Annotated in this window: 16 protein-coding genes; 1 reads left to right on the top strand and 15 read right to left on the bottom strand. The window is 71.8% G+C overall.

Annotated elements, in window-relative coordinates; translation table 11 throughout:
- Positions 1–49 precede the first annotated feature (49 nt).
- From ACYVM4_RS08100 to ACYVM4_RS08035, 14 genes are all read right to left on the bottom strand, one after another.
- Complete coding sequence (locus ACYVM4_RS08100) at positions 50–325, bottom strand: F0F1 ATP synthase subunit epsilon (protein ID WP_368820175.1); 276 nt, start codon at positions 323–325, stop codon at positions 50–52.
- Between the two features lie 2 nt (positions 326–327).
- A complete protein-coding gene (gene atpD, locus ACYVM4_RS08095) occupies positions 328–1,794 on the bottom strand; it encodes a F0F1 ATP synthase subunit beta (protein ID WP_368820176.1) in 1,467 nt (488 codons plus the stop codon).
- A gap of 55 nt (positions 1,795–1,849) precedes the next feature.
- The gene (locus ACYVM4_RS08090; RefSeq protein WP_460668191.1) at positions 1,850–2,761 is read right to left on the bottom strand and encodes a F0F1 ATP synthase subunit gamma; all 912 of its coding nucleotides are present in this window, start codon (positions 2,759–2,761) and stop codon (positions 1,850–1,852) included.
- A 60-nt stretch (positions 2,762–2,821) separates the two neighbouring features.
- Complete coding sequence (gene atpA, locus ACYVM4_RS08085) at positions 2,822–4,447, bottom strand: F0F1 ATP synthase subunit alpha (protein WP_368820178.1); 1,626 nt, start codon at positions 4,445–4,447, stop codon at positions 2,822–2,824.
- A 151-nt stretch (positions 4,448–4,598) separates the two neighbouring features.
- A complete protein-coding gene (locus ACYVM4_RS08080; protein ID WP_368820179.1) occupies positions 4,599–5,411 on the bottom strand; it encodes a F0F1 ATP synthase subunit delta in 813 nt (270 codons plus the stop codon).
- A complete protein-coding gene (locus ACYVM4_RS08075) occupies positions 5,411–5,962 on the bottom strand; it encodes a F0F1 ATP synthase subunit B (protein ID WP_031282934.1) in 552 nt (183 codons plus the stop codon). Before ACYVM4_RS08075 ends, ACYVM4_RS08080 begins: the two co-directional genes overlap by 1 nt.
- 47 nt (positions 5,963–6,009) lie before the next feature.
- Entirely contained in the window at positions 6,010–6,213 is a 204-nt protein-coding gene (gene atpE / locus ACYVM4_RS08070; RefSeq protein ID WP_017833261.1) for an ATP synthase F0 subunit C, read from the bottom strand.
- A gap of 114 nt (positions 6,214–6,327) precedes the next feature.
- On the bottom strand, positions 6,328–7,122 hold the full coding sequence (gene atpB / locus ACYVM4_RS08065) for a F0F1 ATP synthase subunit A (RefSeq protein ID WP_017833262.1): 795 nt from the start codon (positions 7,120–7,122) through the stop codon (positions 6,328–6,330).
- A 33-nt stretch (positions 7,123–7,155) separates the two neighbouring features.
- Positions 7,156–7,554 carry an AtpZ/AtpI family protein gene (locus tag ACYVM4_RS08060; RefSeq protein WP_368820181.1) on the bottom strand — a complete coding sequence of 133 codons (399 nt, stop codon included), beginning with the start codon at positions 7,552–7,554 and terminating at the stop codon, positions 7,156–7,158.
- Positions 7,541–7,966, bottom strand: coding sequence for a hypothetical protein (locus tag ACYVM4_RS08055; RefSeq protein WP_460668190.1), 426 nt, complete (start codon positions 7,964–7,966; stop codon positions 7,541–7,543). The genes ACYVM4_RS08060 and ACYVM4_RS08055 overlap by 14 nt, the downstream gene beginning before the upstream one ends.
- Entirely contained in the window at positions 7,963–9,081 is a 1,119-nt protein-coding gene (locus ACYVM4_RS08050) for an MraY family glycosyltransferase (protein WP_460668189.1), read from the bottom strand. Before ACYVM4_RS08050 ends, ACYVM4_RS08055 begins: the two co-directional genes overlap by 4 nt.
- Positions 9,078–11,006: a polysaccharide biosynthesis protein gene (locus ACYVM4_RS08045; RefSeq protein WP_387609008.1), complete on the bottom strand. Its 1,929-nt coding sequence runs from the start codon at positions 11,004–11,006 to the stop codon at positions 9,078–9,080. Before ACYVM4_RS08045 ends, ACYVM4_RS08050 begins: the two co-directional genes overlap by 4 nt.
- A gap of 69 nt (positions 11,007–11,075) precedes the next feature.
- The gene (locus ACYVM4_RS08040; protein ID WP_460668188.1) at positions 11,076–11,915 is read right to left on the bottom strand and encodes a glycosyltransferase; all 840 of its coding nucleotides are present in this window, start codon (positions 11,913–11,915) and stop codon (positions 11,076–11,078) included.
- A gap of 4 nt (positions 11,916–11,919) precedes the next feature.
- A complete protein-coding gene (locus ACYVM4_RS08035; RefSeq protein ID WP_460668187.1) occupies positions 11,920–12,837 on the bottom strand; it encodes a glycosyltransferase in 918 nt (305 codons plus the stop codon).
- 201 nt (positions 12,838–13,038) lie between these two features.
- Between ACYVM4_RS08035 and ACYVM4_RS08030 the strand changes: the two genes are divergently transcribed.
- Positions 13,039–14,010, top strand: a complete 972-nt coding sequence (locus tag ACYVM4_RS08030) for an NAD-dependent epimerase/dehydratase family protein (RefSeq protein ID WP_368820187.1) — start codon at positions 13,039–13,041, stop codon at positions 14,008–14,010.
- Positions 14,011–14,030: 20 nt separating this feature from the next.
- Here ACYVM4_RS08030 and ACYVM4_RS08025 read toward each other — a convergent pair.
- Positions 14,031–14,214, bottom strand: a 184-nt coding sequence (locus ACYVM4_RS08025; RefSeq protein WP_460668186.1) for a hypothetical protein, incomplete at its 5' end; no start/stop codon positions are given.

The raw sequence follows: 14,214 nt of genomic DNA, 5'->3' as shown, positions 1-14,214 counted from the left end.
CGCGGCTGGACTGGGCGCGCGGGGCGGTGCCCCGCGCGGACGGGCGGGATCAGGCGGCGGCGGCGCCGGGCAGCTCCACGTTGTCCGCCACGATCGTCACCCGGTCGTTGTCGACGAACACGAAGCCGGCGTCGATCGTGCCCTCGAGCCGGGAGCCGTCCACGGGGTCCACCGCGAAGTCGCCCGGCTTGAGGATGCCGGCCACGGCCTCGTGGCCGGGCAGGATACCGATGTCGCCCTCGGACGTGCGGACCCGCACCATGCGTGCCGTGCCGGTCCACTCGGACTGCTCGAGGGAGACGATTTCGACGATCATCTCAGCCACGACTACTTGCCACCGGTCCGCTTCTTGATCTGCTCCCACTGCTGCATGACGTCGTCCAGGCCGCCGACGTTGTAGAACGCCTGCTCCGGGACGTGGTCGAACTCGCCCTCGGTGATCTTGCCGAACGCCTCGATGGTCTCCGCCAGCGGGACCGTGGAGCCCTCGACACCGGTGAACTGCTTGGCGGTGTAGGTGTTCTGGGAGAGGAACTGCTCGATGCGGCGGGCGCGGGAGACGACGACCTTCTGCTCCTCGGAGAGCTCCTCGACGCCGAGGATCGCGATGATGTCCTGCAGCTCCTTGTTCTCCTGCAGGATCGACCGGACGCGGATCGCGACGTCGTAGTGCTCCTGGCCCACGATCTGCGGGTCGAGGATGCGCGAGGTCGAGGTCAGCGGGTCGATCGCCGGGTACAGACCGCGGGAGGCGATGTCGCGGGAGAGCTCCGTGGTCGCGTCCAGGTGGGCGAACGTCGTGGCCGGGGCCGGGTCGGTGTAGTCGTCGGCGGGCACGTAGATCGCCTGCATCGAGGTGATCGAGTGGCCGCGGGTCGAGGTGATGCGCTCCTGGAGCACGCCCATCTCGTCCGCCAGCGTCGGCTGGTAGCCCACGGCGGAGGGGATGCGGCCCAGCAGGGTCGACACCTCCGAGCCGGCCTGGGTGAAGCGGAAGATGTTGTCGACGAAGAGCAGCACGTCCTGGTTCTGCACGTCGCGGAAGTACTCCGCCATCGTGAGCCCGGTCAGGGCCACGCGCAGGCGCGTTCCCGGCGGCTCGTCCATCTGGCCGAACACGAGGGCGGTGTCCTTGAGGACGTTCGCCTCCTCCATCTCGACCCAGAGGTCGTTGCCCTCACGGGTGCGCTCGCCCACGCCGGCGAAGACCGAGGTGCCGCCGAAGTTGCGGGCCACACGCGTGATCATCTCCTGGATGAGCACGGTCTTGCCCACGCCGGCGCCGCCGAACAGGCCGATCTTGCCGCCCTTGATGTAGGGGGTCAGCAGGTCGATCGACTTGATGCCGGTCTCCATCATCTCCGTGGAGCCCTCGAGCTCCGCGAAGGACGGTGCCTTGCGGTGGATCGGCCAGCGCTCCGTGATCTCCAGGGAGGAGGTCTCGACGTCGAGGGCGTCACCGAGCACGTTGAAGATGTGGCCCTTGACCACGTCGCCCACGGGCACGGAGATCGGCCCGCCGGAGTCCTTGACCTCGGTGCCGCGCACCAGGCCGTCGGTCTGCTGCAGGGCGATCGCACGGACCATGTTGTCGCCCAGGTGCTGGGCGGTCTCGAACGTGATCGTCCGCTTCTCGCCGTTGAGCTCGTACTGGGAGGTCAGGGCGTTGTAGATCCCGGGGACGGCGTGCTCGGGGAACTCGACGTCGACGACCGGCCCGATGACCCGGGCGATGCGGCCCGTGGCACCGCCCGAGACCGGCTGCCCGGCCTGTTCGCTGATGGTGGCAGTCATATCTCTCACTTCACTTGTTCGTGGTGGATAGTTGCTGGATCGCCGGGACGGCCCGTCACAGGGCCTCGGCGCCGCTCACGATCTCGGTGAGCTCGGTGGTGATCTCGGCCTGGCGGGCGTTGTTCATCAGGCGCGTGTACTTCTTGATCAGTTCGTCGGCGTTGTCGCCGGCCGCCTTCATCGCCTTCTGCCGCGCCGCGAGCTCGCTCGTGGCGGCGTGCGTGAGGCTCGCGTACAGGCGGGCGTCGATGTAGCGCGGCAGTACCGCGTCGAGGAACTCCTCGGGGTTCGGCTCGAACTCGAAGGTGCTGTCCGGCTCCTCCAGCTCGTCGAACTCCCGGGCGACCTCGTCGGTCAGGGCGTTGGCGTCCACGACCTCCAGCGGCAGCAGGCGCAGCACGCGGGGCTCCTGGACGACCATCGACTGGAACGAGGTGTAGACCAGGTGGATCTCGTCCACGCCGCCGTCCTCGTACGCGGTCTCCAGGTCCCCGACCAGCACCTCCCGCAGCTCGCGCGCCCGCTCCGGGCGGGCGTTGTCCGTGTCGCCCGTCCAGTTGCGCTCGTACGGGCGGCTGCGGAAGTCGAAGTAGGCCTGCGCCTTGCGCCCGATCAGGTAGACCTTGGTCTCCTTGCCCTCCCCGTGCAGTAGCTCGAGGAGGCCCTCGGCCTCCTTGAGCACGTTGGACGAGTAGGACCCGGCCAGCCCGCGGTCCGAGGTCATGATCACCACGGCCGCCCGGCGCACGTCGTCGACCCGTGTGGTGAGGACATGGGAGACGTTGTGCTGGGTGGCGACCTGTGAGACCGCCCGGGTCAGCGCGTTCGCGTACGGACGCGCCGCCAGCAGACCCTGCCGGGACTTGTTGATGCGCGAGGTCGCGATCATCTCCATGGCCTTGAAGATCTTCTTCATGCCCTTGGTCGACGCGATCTTGTTCCGGTAGACCCGAATCTGCGCTCCCATGTGACTTCCTTTCGTCACCGTGCCCGGTGCGCCGCAGCTGCGGCGCACCGGACCGACCGGTTACTTCCTGACGATCCGTTCGTGGTCGACCTTGGAGGCGTCGATGGCTTCGTGCTCCTCGTGCCCCGGCTCGATCCCGTGCTTGGTGCCCCGGAAGTCCCGCTGGACCTCGGCGACGGCGGTCTCCAGGGCCGCGACCGCGTCGTCCTCGAGCTTGCCGGTCCCGACGATCGAGTCCATCACGTTGGTGGTGCGGCGCACGTGCTCCAGCAGGGCCTGCTCGAAGTCGAGCACGTCGGCGACCTCCACCTCGTCGAGGTGGCCGTTGGTGCCGGCCCAGATCGACACGACCTGGTCCTCGACGGGGTACGGGGTGTACTGCTTCTGCTTCAGCAGCTCCATCAGCCGGGCGCCGCGGGTCAGCTGCTGCCGGGACGCGGGGTCCAGGTCGGAGGCGAACATCGCGAAGGCCTGCATCGAGCGGTAGGACGCCAGCTCGAGCTTCAGCGTGCCGGAGACCTTCTTCATGGCCTTCACCTGCGCGGCGCCGCCGACGCGGGACACCGAGATGCCCACGTCCACGGCCGGGCGCTGGTTGGCGTTGAACAGGTCCGACTGCAGGAAGATCTGGCCGTCGGTGATGGAGATGACGTTGGTGGGGATGAACGCCGAGACGTCGTTGGCCTTCGTCTCGATCATCGGCAGCCCGGTCATCGAGCCCGCGCCCAGCTCGTCGGAGAGCTTGGCGCAGCGCTCGAGGAGGCGGGAGTGCAGGTAGAACACGTCGCCCGGGTAGGCCTCGCGTCCCGGCGGGCGGCGCAGCAGCAGCGAGACCGCGCGGTACGCCTCGGCCTGCTTGGACAGGTCGTCGAAGACGATGAGGACGTGCTTGCCGCCGTACATCCAGTGCTGGCCGATGGCCGAGCCGGCGTAGGGGGCGAGGTACTTGATGCCCGCGGCCTCGGAGGCGGGAGCCGCGACGATGGTCGTGTACTCCAGGGCCCCGTTGTCCTCGAGCGTCTGGCGCACGCCGGCGATGGTGGACGCCTTCTGGCCGACCGCGACGTAGATGCAGCGCACCTGCTGGTTGACGTCGCCCGTCTCCCAGTTGGCGCGCTGGTTGAGGATGGCGTCCACGGCGATCGCGGTCTTGCCGGTCTGGCGGTCGCCGATGAGGAGCTGGCGCTGGCCGCGGCCGATCGGGATCATCGCGTCGATGGCCTTGATGCCGGTCTGCAGGGGCTCGTGGACCGACTTGCGCATGGTCACGCCGGGAGCCTGCGTCTCGAGGGCGCGGCGCCCCTCGGCCTCGATCGGGCCGAGGTCGTCGATGGGGGTGCCCAGCGGGTCGACCACGCGGCCGAGGAACGCGTCGCCCACCGGCACGGAGAGGACCTCCCCGGTGCGCTGGACCTCCTGGCCCTCCTCGATCCCGCGGAAGTCGCCGAGGATCACGACGCCGATGTCGCGGGTGTCGAGGTTCTGCGCGAGGCCGAGCACGCCGTTCTCGAAGCGCAGCAGCTCGTTGGCCATGACCGAGGGCAGGCCTTCGACCCGCGCGATGCCGTCGGAGGCGCTGCTGACGCGGCCGACCTCGGTTCGTTCTGCGGTGCCGGGCTCGTAGGACGCGGCGAATTCGCTCAGCGCGCTACGGACGTCGTCGGCATTGATGGTGACTTCGGACATGTCCTGTCCCTGCTCTCCTAGTTCGTGATCACTGCCGTCAGCGGTGACCGTGAGTCCAAATCTGTGGCGGAACGCTACGCTTGTCCACCGGCTGCCGCCGTCCGGCCGGCAGCGGCGCCCGCCCGCGGCGGCGTCGTGCCGACCCCGGGGATCAGGCCCCGATCCGCTGGCGCAGCTGGTCGAGCCGGGCCGCGACGGAACCGTCGATGACCTCCTCGCCGACCTGCACCTTGAGCCCGCCGATCAGCGTCCGGTCGACGTCCACGGTGAGCTTGAGGTCCTTGCCGTACAGCGTGTTCAGCTGCTGCTGGAGCCGCCGCTGCTGGTCCTCGGTCAGCGGCCGCGACGTGGTCACGTGCGCGAGCCACCGCTGGCGGCGGGCCGCCACCTCCTCCGCGAAGCGCTCCACGAGACGGCCGACCAGGGCGCCGCGCGGCGAGAGCACGGCCTGCTCCACGAGCAGCAGGGCCTCGTCCGAGGCCCCCGGGGTCAGCCGCTGGGCCAGCCTGGTCTTGGCCTCGACGTCGGCGCGCTGGTCGCTGAGGGCACGCTGCAGCTCGTGCGAGCCGTCCAGCACCCCCTTGAACGCGATCAGCTGGTCGACGACCTGCTCGAGGCCCTCGAGTCCGCCGCGGTTCTCGGCGGACGCCGCGGTGAGGGTCACCCCGGCGTGCTCGAGGGCGTCGGTGAACTCGCGGTCGTCGCTCCAGCGCCGGCCGGCGAGGGTCGCGACGATCTCCACCGTGTCCGGGGAGACCTTGTCGGCGAAGATCCGGCGCACGACCTGCTCGCGCTGCGGCCCCTCGTAGGAGGGGTCGGCCAGCGCGCGGCGCAGGGCGCCGTTCTCGTCGAGGATGGCGAGCACGGCGAACAGCTCACGGGCGAGCGCGGGACTGGCGGAGCCGGCCCAGCGCTCGACCTCACGAGCGTTCTGCTGAGTGAATTCGTTCGCTGCGTCTGCCATTACCGCGCCGCACCTGCATTCCGTTCCTGCTCCTGCTCGAGGTCGGCGAGGAAGCGGTCGACCACCCGGTTGGACCGGGCGTCGTCGTCGAGGGACTCGCCCACGATCTTCGCCGCGAGCGTGGTGGCCAGGGCGCCCACCTCGTTGCGCAGGGAGACCACGGCCGCCGAGCGCTCCGCCTCGATGGTGCGGTGGGCGTTCTCGGTGATGCGCGCCGACTCGGCGTTCGCCCGGTCCTTGAAGTCCGCGAGGATCTTCTCGCCCTCGAGGCGGGCCTCCTCGCGGATCTTCTGAGCTTCCAGGCGCGCGCTCTCGAGCTGCTGGTTGTACTCGTCGCGGGCGGCGGCGGCCTCGGCCTGGGCGGCCTTGGCCTTCGCCAGCCCCCCTTCGATGGCCTCGGTGCGCTCACGGTAGACCCGCTCGAACGCCGGCACCACGAACTTGACGACGAGGAAGAGCAGGATCAGGAACCCGATGCCGGTGATCAGCATTTCCCAGACGTTGGGGAAGAGGGGGTTCGCCCCTTCCTCGGCTGCCAGCAACAGTGTCATGTGCGCGATTCCTGTTCTCTCAGAAGGACGTGTACTTGGTCAGGCACTCAGGCGATGAACGCGAGCACGAAGCCCAGAATCGCGAGGGCCTCGACCACGGCGAAGCCGAAGAACAGCATCGGCTGGAGCACGCGCTGCGACTCGGGCTGGCGGGCGACGGACTGCATGTACGCGGCGAAGATCAGACCCACGCCGATGCCACCGCCGATGGCAGCCAGACCGTAACCAATAGCGCTGAGCGAACCAGTCATGAGGGGTGTTTCCTTTCTAGGTGCCCGGGGGCCGGGCGTCGTAGCCGTGTCGGCTCTGAACATTTCGAGGATGGACTGCGGGGTCCGGCCGGGGCCGGGGCTGCTCCACCGGCGTCAGTGGCCCTCTTGCAGGGCGCCCTGGACGTACACGGCGAAGAGGAGGGTGAAGATGTAGGCCTGGAGGACCTGGATCAGGATCTCCAGGAAGTAGATGAACACGCCGAGCACGGTCGAGCCCAGGGCGACGACGCTGATGGCGCTGGCCTGCGAGAGCAGGTAGCCCGTCATGGACGCCGCGACCATCAGGGCGAGGTGACCGGCGAACATGGTGGCGAACACACGCAGGGCGTGCGTGACCGGGCGGATGATCAGGTTCGAGAGGAACTCGATCGGGATGAGGAAGATGTAGAGCAGCTTCGGAACGTCCGGCGGCATCGTCATCTTGCCCATGAAGCCGCCGAGGCCGTGGCGTTTGATGCCCATGAAGACCCAGGTGACGTAGGCGATGCCGGCCAGGACGTAGGCGGAGCCCGCGTGGGACAGGGTCGGCAGCTGCAGCACCGGGATGGAGCCGAACAGGTTGTTCACCAGGATGAAGAAGAAGAACGTGAACAGCAGCGGGACGTAGGGGCGGAACTCCTTCTCACCGATGATGTCCCGGCCGAGGTGGTTGCGCACGAACCCGTAGCCGCTCTCCGCGAGGTACTGCGACTTCGACGGGACGAGCGCGTTGCGGCGGATGGCCCACATGAAGAAGCCGGCGATCAGGACGACCGACAGGAGGATCAGCAGCGTCTGCTTGCCGAACTCGAAGGTGCCCAGCGCGAAGAACGGCGGCAGGTGCATCTCCTCGACGGTCGGGGCGGTGAATCCTCCGGTGGCGGGGAGCCTGATGAGGGCGGCGTTCAATGCGGGTCCTTTCTGCAGTGCTCTGGCCGGTGGTCACGGTCGGGGCGCCGAGTCCGGGCCGGACTGGTGCGGGTTGTGTGGATCTGGCCCATCGGAGGTCAGGCTGCGACGGAGCCCCTCCTGCATGTGGAGGTACACGACGTAGATCCCGGAGGCGGCGCCGATGCACGCTCCCAGGACCACGATCCACCGGGTTCCCAGCACGCGATCCGCACCCCACCCTACCAAACTCCAGAACCCCATCCCGATCACCACGTAGAGGAGTGTCGTGAGACCTCCGGAGAGTCCTCCGCCCTCCACGAGCTCCCCCGCGGTGCGCAGTCCGGGCGTCTCCGGGGGCCCGTTCCGCCGGGCCCGGGGGCCGTCGTCCGGGTCTCCCGGCAGGGGCGTCCCGTCGGGGCCGGCCGCGTCGTCGCGGTCATCCGTGCTCATGGTCGTCCTGCCTCCTGTCGTCCTGCTTCCGGTCGTCGGTGCTGCCGGTCGCGCCGGGGCCGCCCGGGCGCTCGGCCTCGGCCCGCCGCCGGGCCTCCAGCACCGGGCCGAGGGCGGCGCGGGCGCCCCGGGCGCCGGCCCGGGCCGCGAGCGCCAGCGAGGCGACGAGCGCGGTCAGCACGCCGGCCGCGACCCAGCCCGGCGCGAGCCAGGGCGGCGCCGGCACGGTGAGCAGCACCCAGCCGAGCAGCAGCACCTTCAGCACGTACGTCGCGGCGAGCACCGGGGCGGCGACCGGTCCGTCCGTGCCCGCGGTGGCCCGCGCCACGAGCACGGTGACGAGGTGGCTCGCGGCGACGAGTCCCACGCCGAGCAGGACGCTGAGCAGGACGCTGAGCGCGGCCGCGCTCACGGGCGGGTCTCCGCCCGGGCGCGGGCGGCCGCCCGGCGCCCGAGCAGTGCGGGCAGCACGAGGTAGAGCGCGAGCACCGCGAGCACGAACGCGCCGGCCAGGGCCGTGGCGGCGGGTCCCGTGCGCAGGCCCACGACCGAGGCGACGCTCACGAGGACGGTCGCGGCCGTGACGACGAGCGCGGAGCCCGTGTGGGACAGGCCCACGTCGGTCAGCCGCTGGTAGACGTGCTGGCGGTGCGGCCGGTACCAGGCCTCCCCCGCGCGGACGCGGCGGAGCAGGGTCACGGAGGTGTCGGCCACGTAGACCGCGAGCGGGGGCAGGAGGTACTCGACGTAGACGCCCGAGAGGAAGGCCGCGACCGCGATGCCGGCCAGCGACCCGCCGAGCAGGTAGGAGCCGACGTCGCCGAGGAACACGGTGCCGCGGCCGAGGTTCCAGGGCAGGAACCCGGCGAAGCCGCCCGCCACGGCCAAGCCGGCGGCGACCATCCACGGCAGGTCGTTGGAGGCGCCGGCCCACGCGTAGAGCAGCCCGGCGGCCAGGCCGTGCAGCCCCGAGATGCCGTTGATGCCGTCCATGAAGTTGGCCATGTTCACGTAGGCGGCGATCGCGAGGGTCCCCACGGGCAGCCACCACGCGGAGGTGCCGAGCACCGTGACCAGGACGGCCGTGGCGGCCAGGCCGATGCCCAGCTGGGCGGCCAGGCGCACCCGCACGGACACGCCCCGGTAGTCCTCGGCCCAGCCGAGGGCGGCGAACAGCCCGGTGACGGCCAGGACCACGAGCGCGACGGAGCGGTCGACCTCGATCGCGCCGGTGAGCAGGGCGGAGCCGTAGGCGAGGAGCACGGCGACGGCCACGGCCAGGCCCATGCCCCGCACCACGGTGCGGTGGTGGGAGGAGCGCTCGTTGGGGACGTCGAGCACGCCCCACCGGGCGAGCAGCGGCTTGACGGCCAGGGGCAGCAGGAGGCTGAGCACGAGGGCGGGGGCACCGACCGTGAGCACGAGCTCCCCGAGCCGGCGCAGCTCCTCGGGGTCGGGGGCGGCGCCCGGGTCGGTGAGGTCCAGCCCGGCCGGGAGCAGCACGGCAGGGAACGGGGCCGCGCTCACGACGCCCGTCCCGAGGAGCTGCGCGGACGCTGGACCGACGTGGGCGGCGGCTGCGTGGACGGTCTCACGACGGGGATCGTGCCCGTGTAGACCATGCCGCCGCGCACCTTCCACGTGTGCCGGTCCAGCTGGGCGGGGTCGAGGCGGTCGGCGCGCGCGTGCGAGATCTTGGGGTGGAAGGGCCGCTCGTCCTTCTCGCCGAGGCCGATGAGGTCCTCGTGCAGCTTCTCCCCCGGGCGCAGCCCGGTGATCTCGATCTCGATGTCCTCGCGCCCGCTCATCACGCGCAGCCGCTCGGCGATGTCCATGATCCGCACGGGCTCGCCCATGTCCAGGATCAGCACCTCGCCGCCGCGGGCGATCGCCCCCGCCTGGATCACGAGTTGGCAGGCCTCGGGAATGGTCATGAAGTAGCGGGTGGCCTCCGCGTGCGTCACCGTGATGGGACCCCCCTGGCGGATCTGCTCGGTGAACAGGGGGAGCATCGAGCCCCGGGAGCCGAAGACGTTGCCGAAGCGCACGGAGACGTACCGGCTCCCGGTGCGGTCCGCCATCCAGGCGGTGAGCTTCTCCGCGACGCGCTTGGAGTGGCCCAGGGCCGTGGTGGGGTTGGCGGCCTTGTCCGTCGAGATGTTGACGAAGACCTCGACCTCCGCCTCCTCCGCGGCCTGCAGCACGTTGAGGGTGCCGATGACGTTCGTCTTCCACGCCTCGTCCGGGTACTGCTCGAGCAGGGACACGTGCTTGAGGGCGGCCGCGTGGAAGACCACCTGGGGCCGGCGGTCGCGGAAGATCGCCCCGACGGACTCGGGGTCGCGGATGTCGGCGAGGACGGTGTCGCGGCCGTCGAGCAGGCCGCGGCCCGTGATGGAGATCTGGGTGCCCTGCAGGGCGGACTCGTCGCGGTCCACCATGATCAGCTCCGCGGGATCGAACCCGACGAGCTGGCGGCACAGCTCGGAGCCGATGGAGCCGCCCGCCCCGGTGACCAGGACGCGGCGGCCCTTGACGTAGCCGGCGATCTCCTCGACGTCGATGTCGACGGGGCGGCGGCCGATGAGGTCCTCCATGCTGATGTCCCGGAAGTCGGAGGCCTGGTGCTTGGCGGTGAGCACCTCGCCGAGCGGGGGCATCGTCATGACCCGGATCCCGGTGCCGGCCACGGCGTCCGCGACCCGGTGCATGATGCGGGGGTCCGGGCTGGACATCGCCACGATGAGCACGGAGGCGCGGGTGCGGGCCATGACGTCCCGGATGTCGTGCAGGGTGCCGAGCACGGGCACGGAGGAGATCCGCAGGTGCTTCTTGGCGGGGTCGTCGTCGAGCAGGGCCACGGGCAGGAACTCCGAGTGCGGGTCCTGCATCATGCGCTGGATGAGGAAGGTCCCGAGGTAGCCGGCGCCGTAGATCACCACGTGCTGGGCGGAGGCCCCCGGGCGGGCGGAGGCCTCCTGGTACATCCGCTTGAGGTAGCGGAAGGCGGCCATGAACAGGCACGCGAAGGGGAACGCGATGAGGGCGGTGGAGCGCGGGATGCCGATGCTCGTGCCCACCACCAGGAGCAGGACCTGGACCACGGCCGTGACGATGAGGGTGACCACCACCAGGAGCTTGGCCTCGTCGAAGCTGCCGAAGGAGTACCTCCCCTTGTACAGGGCGAAGGAGAAGCCGACGACGAGCTGGGCGGCGACGGCCACCAGGGACACCAGCAGCAGCCCGGGGGTGCTGATGAACTGGAGGTCCATCTCGTAGCGCAGCACGAGGGCGAGCACGAAGGCCACGACCCAGGCGACGGAGTCCAGCAGCATCTGGATCCACAGCCACGCCACGGGCCGGTCCTGCGGGGCGGCGCGGGGCGGGAACCCCGTGCCGGCGCTCCCGGGGGGCACCGCCGTGCCGGCGGGGCGCTCGGGCTCACCACTCATCGCGTCGTTCCTTTCGTGGTCGGTGCCGGAGCCGGGGGGCCGGGCGGGAGGAGGTCCGGTGCGGGACGGTCAGCGGCGGGGTGCGCCGACCATGGCTCGGTAGGCGAGCTCCCGGAGCCGGGTGGGGACGAACCGGTAGCCGCCGCGCACCACCACGTTGCGCCCCCATTGTAGGAACCCGACGTGGCCGATCCCGCGCAACCGGGCCTGGAGGGCGAGCTCCGCGCGGAGCACGCGCCACCCGCCGCGCCGCTCGTAGGAGCCCGCGGAGACGCGGTAGCCGACCAGCGGCTCGGCCACGTTGCGGACGTCGGCGCCCGCGCGCAGCATCCGCACCCACAGCCAGTAGTCCTCGGCCAGGGGCACGTGCACGTAGCCGCCGGCCGCCCGCACGGCCGAGCGCCGGAACACCACCGTCGGATGGCTCACGGGGTTGCGGCGCCGCGAGACGGACAGGATGTCCCGCTCCCCCACCGGGGCGCGGCGCAGGGCGATCGGGGTCCCCTCGTCGTCGCCGATCTCGTGCATCGACGAGCCCACCAGGTCGGCGCCGTCCTCGATCACGGGCAGCTGCACCGCGAAGCGGCGGGGGTAGGAGACGTCGTCGGCGTCGGCGCGGGCCACCACGTCGTGCCGGCACCGGTCGAGGCCGGCGTTGAGCGCCGCGGTGAGTCCCTCGTTGCGCTCCAGGTCGACCCGCACCACGGGCACGGGCAGCTCGCGCACGAGGCGGTCCAGCTCGGCCTCCAGCGGCGCGGGGACGGGGCCGTCGCGCACGACCACGAGCTCGGCGGGCCGGCGCTGCTGCTCGACGGTGGCCGACTCGGCCGCACGCCGGACGCGCTCCGCGGTGTCGGCGCGGTAGACGGGCATGAGCACGGAGAACTCGGCACCGGGGGGCGGGCTCACGGCGTCACCGCGGCCCGCCGAAGCCGCGGCCGCGCATCCCGCCGGCGTAGCGGCTCGCCCAGGACGCGAGACCACGCACGTCGCGCCGGCGCAGGTAGTAGAGGGGGTAGCCGACGAGGTCGGCCCCGAGCTGGACGACCCGCTTGTACCGCCACGTGGTCCAGCCCCGGTTGCGGAAGAAGTGCTCGCGCTTGAACGCGGTCCCGGGCACCACGACCTTGAGCCGGCCGGGAACCACGACGTGCTCCTCGTCCCAGCCCGGCGGGTGCGCCACGGCGGTGCGGGTGGTGGTGCCGAAGGGCAGCCCGGAGCGGCGCAGCCGCACGAGGAAGTCGACCTCGTCGCCGCGCAGGAAGAGCTTGAGGTCCGGGAGACCGACCGTGAAGAAGACGTGCTCGGCCATGAGCGCGCCGTTGAAGAAGGTGGCGTAGCCGGGCAGGAAGCCGAGCGGCTCCAGGTCCGCCCGGGCGTGGGTCATCCGTCCCTCGAGGCGGTAGGAGAAGGCCAGCGCGCCGTGGTCCTGGGGCGCCACGACGAGCGGTGAGACGACCGACAGCTCCCGCCGCGCGGCCTCGTCCAGCAGGATCTCGAGGCAGTCGGGACCCTCGGGACGGGCGTCGTCGTCCATGAGCCACACCCGGTCCGCGCCGGTCGCGAGCGCGGTCAGGATCGCGAGGGAGAACCCGCCGGCCCCGCCCAGGTTCGCGAGGGACCGCACGAGCTCGAGCGCGAACCGGCCGCCGATCGCCTCCTCCAGCACGTCCCGCGGCAGCGCCTCGCGCCCCGCGTCGACGAGGCACAGGGAGGCGACGGGCACCGTCTGCTCGCGCAGCGCGGCGACGAGCGCGAGGACGTCCTCGTGCCGGTCCTGGGTCACGCAGGCCACCGCCACCGTGGGGGTGGGCGTGGGGTCGGACGGCATGCGGCTCCTCCATTGCGGTGACGGGTGCGGGGTCCGGTGCGGCGCGGTGGGTGGGCACCGGAACGAGCCGAGTCTAGCAAGCGGCGCCCGGGCGGCCGGGCCGCGTCGCCCCGCCCCGGCGGTGGGCCGGTCTGTACCATGAGCGCAGGGATCGGGACCCGGACGACGGCGACCGGCAGCGACCGGCAGAGAGGAAGCACCGTGACATCGACGACGTGGGCAGTCCTGGGAGCGACGGGATTCGTGGGTTCCGCGACCGTGGCCCGGCTGCAGGCGGACGGACAGACGGTGGTCCCGGTCTCCGCGCCACGGCTGGCGTCCGGGGCGCGCACGGTCCACCACCTGCTCCAGCAGGCCGGCCGGCTCGAGTCCGTCATCGACTACCTCGCCGAGTCCTTCGCCGGGGCCCACGTGGTCGTCAACGCGGCGGGCCTGTCGGCCCCGGACCAGACCCACGAGGAGTCCCTCGTCGGGGCGAACGCGCTGCTGCCCGTGCTCGTGGCCCTCGCGGCGCGCCGCACGAGCGTGCGCCGGATCGTGCACGTCAGCTCCGCGGCCGTCCAGGGCGACATCGACGTCCTCGACGAGACGCCCACGGTCCGGCCGTTCTCCCCCTACTCCTTCTCCAAGGCCCTCGGCGAGAGCGCGCTCCTGAAGCTGCGCCGCGACTGGGCGGCCGAGGACGGGACCCCCACGATCACGGTGCTGCGCGCGACCTCGGTGCAGGGCTCCGGCCGGCGCACCACAGCACGGCTGGCCCGCTTCGCGTCCTCGCCGCTGAGCTCGGTGGCCGGCGACGGCAGCGCGCCCACCCCGGTGACCTCCGTGCACGCCCTGGCCGAGTTCGTCTCCCGGGTCGGGCGCCACCGCGAGACGCTGCCCCCGGTCGTGCTGCAGCCGTGGGAGGGCGCCACCACCGGCTCCATCCTGCGGGACGCGGGCCGGCGGGAGCCGCGCCACCTCCCCGTGCTGCTGTGCCGGCTCGTGGTCGACGCCGGGTTCGCGGTCTCGGCCCTGGCCGGGAACCGCTGGCACGGGGTCTTCCGGAGGCTCGAGGTGACGTGGTTCGGCCAGCGCCAGGTGCGCGGCTGGGCCGAGGACCACGACGCGGTCCCCGAGCCGCGGATCAGCGAGGTGCTGCGCCAGGCGCACCTGGCCGCCGGCCGGGGCTGAGGCCCCACGGGGGACGGCGCTCAGGCGCCGCCGCTGCCCCGCGCCACGAGGCGGACGGCCTCGTCGACCGGCAGGGGCCGCGGCTCCCCCGGTGCCCCGGGGCGCTCGACGCGCGTGCGGTCCTGGTCCACCGCCGGCCGGGTGCCCGCGGCGGAGCGCGCCACGAGCGCCGCGGCCAGGCCCTGCGCCGCCGCGGCCCGCGCC

This window comes from Kocuria himachalensis (assembly GCF_054784195.1).
This window is presented reverse-complemented; position numbering and strand designations above follow the sequence as displayed.

Bases quoted from the DNA above. Each gene is read 5' to 3' on its own strand.
- atpD (WP_368820176.1), bottom strand. From the start codon at position 1,794: ATGACTGCCACCATCAGCGAACAGGCCGGGCAGCCGGTCTCGGGCGGT.
- ACYVM4_RS08090 (WP_460668191.1), bottom strand. From the start codon at position 2,761: ATGGGAGCGCAGATTCGGGTCTACCGGAACAAGATCGCGTCGACCAAG.
- atpA (WP_368820178.1), bottom strand. From the start codon at position 4,447: ATGTCCGAAGTCACCATCAATGCCGACGACGTCCGTAGCGCGCTGAGC.
- ACYVM4_RS08080 (WP_368820179.1), bottom strand. From the start codon at position 5,411: ATGGCAGACGCAGCGAACGAATTCACTCAGCAGAACGCTCGTGAGGTC.
- ACYVM4_RS08075 (WP_031282934.1), bottom strand. From the start codon at position 5,962: ATGACACTGTTGCTGGCAGCCGAGGAAGGGGCGAACCCCCTCTTCCCC.
- atpE (WP_017833261.1), bottom strand. From the start codon at position 6,213: ATGACTGGTTCGCTCAGCGCTATTGGTTACGGTCTGGCTGCCATCGGC.
- ACYVM4_RS08060 (WP_368820181.1), bottom strand. From the start codon at position 7,554: ATGAGCACGGATGACCGCGACGACGCGGCCGGCCCCGACGGGACGCCC.
- ACYVM4_RS08045 (WP_387609008.1), bottom strand. From the start codon at position 11,006: ATGAGTGGTGAGCCCGAGCGCCCCGCCGGCACGGCGGTGCCCCCCGGG.
- ACYVM4_RS08035 (WP_460668187.1), bottom strand. From the start codon at position 12,837: ATGCCGTCCGACCCCACGCCCACCCCCACGGTGGCGGTGGCCTGCGTG.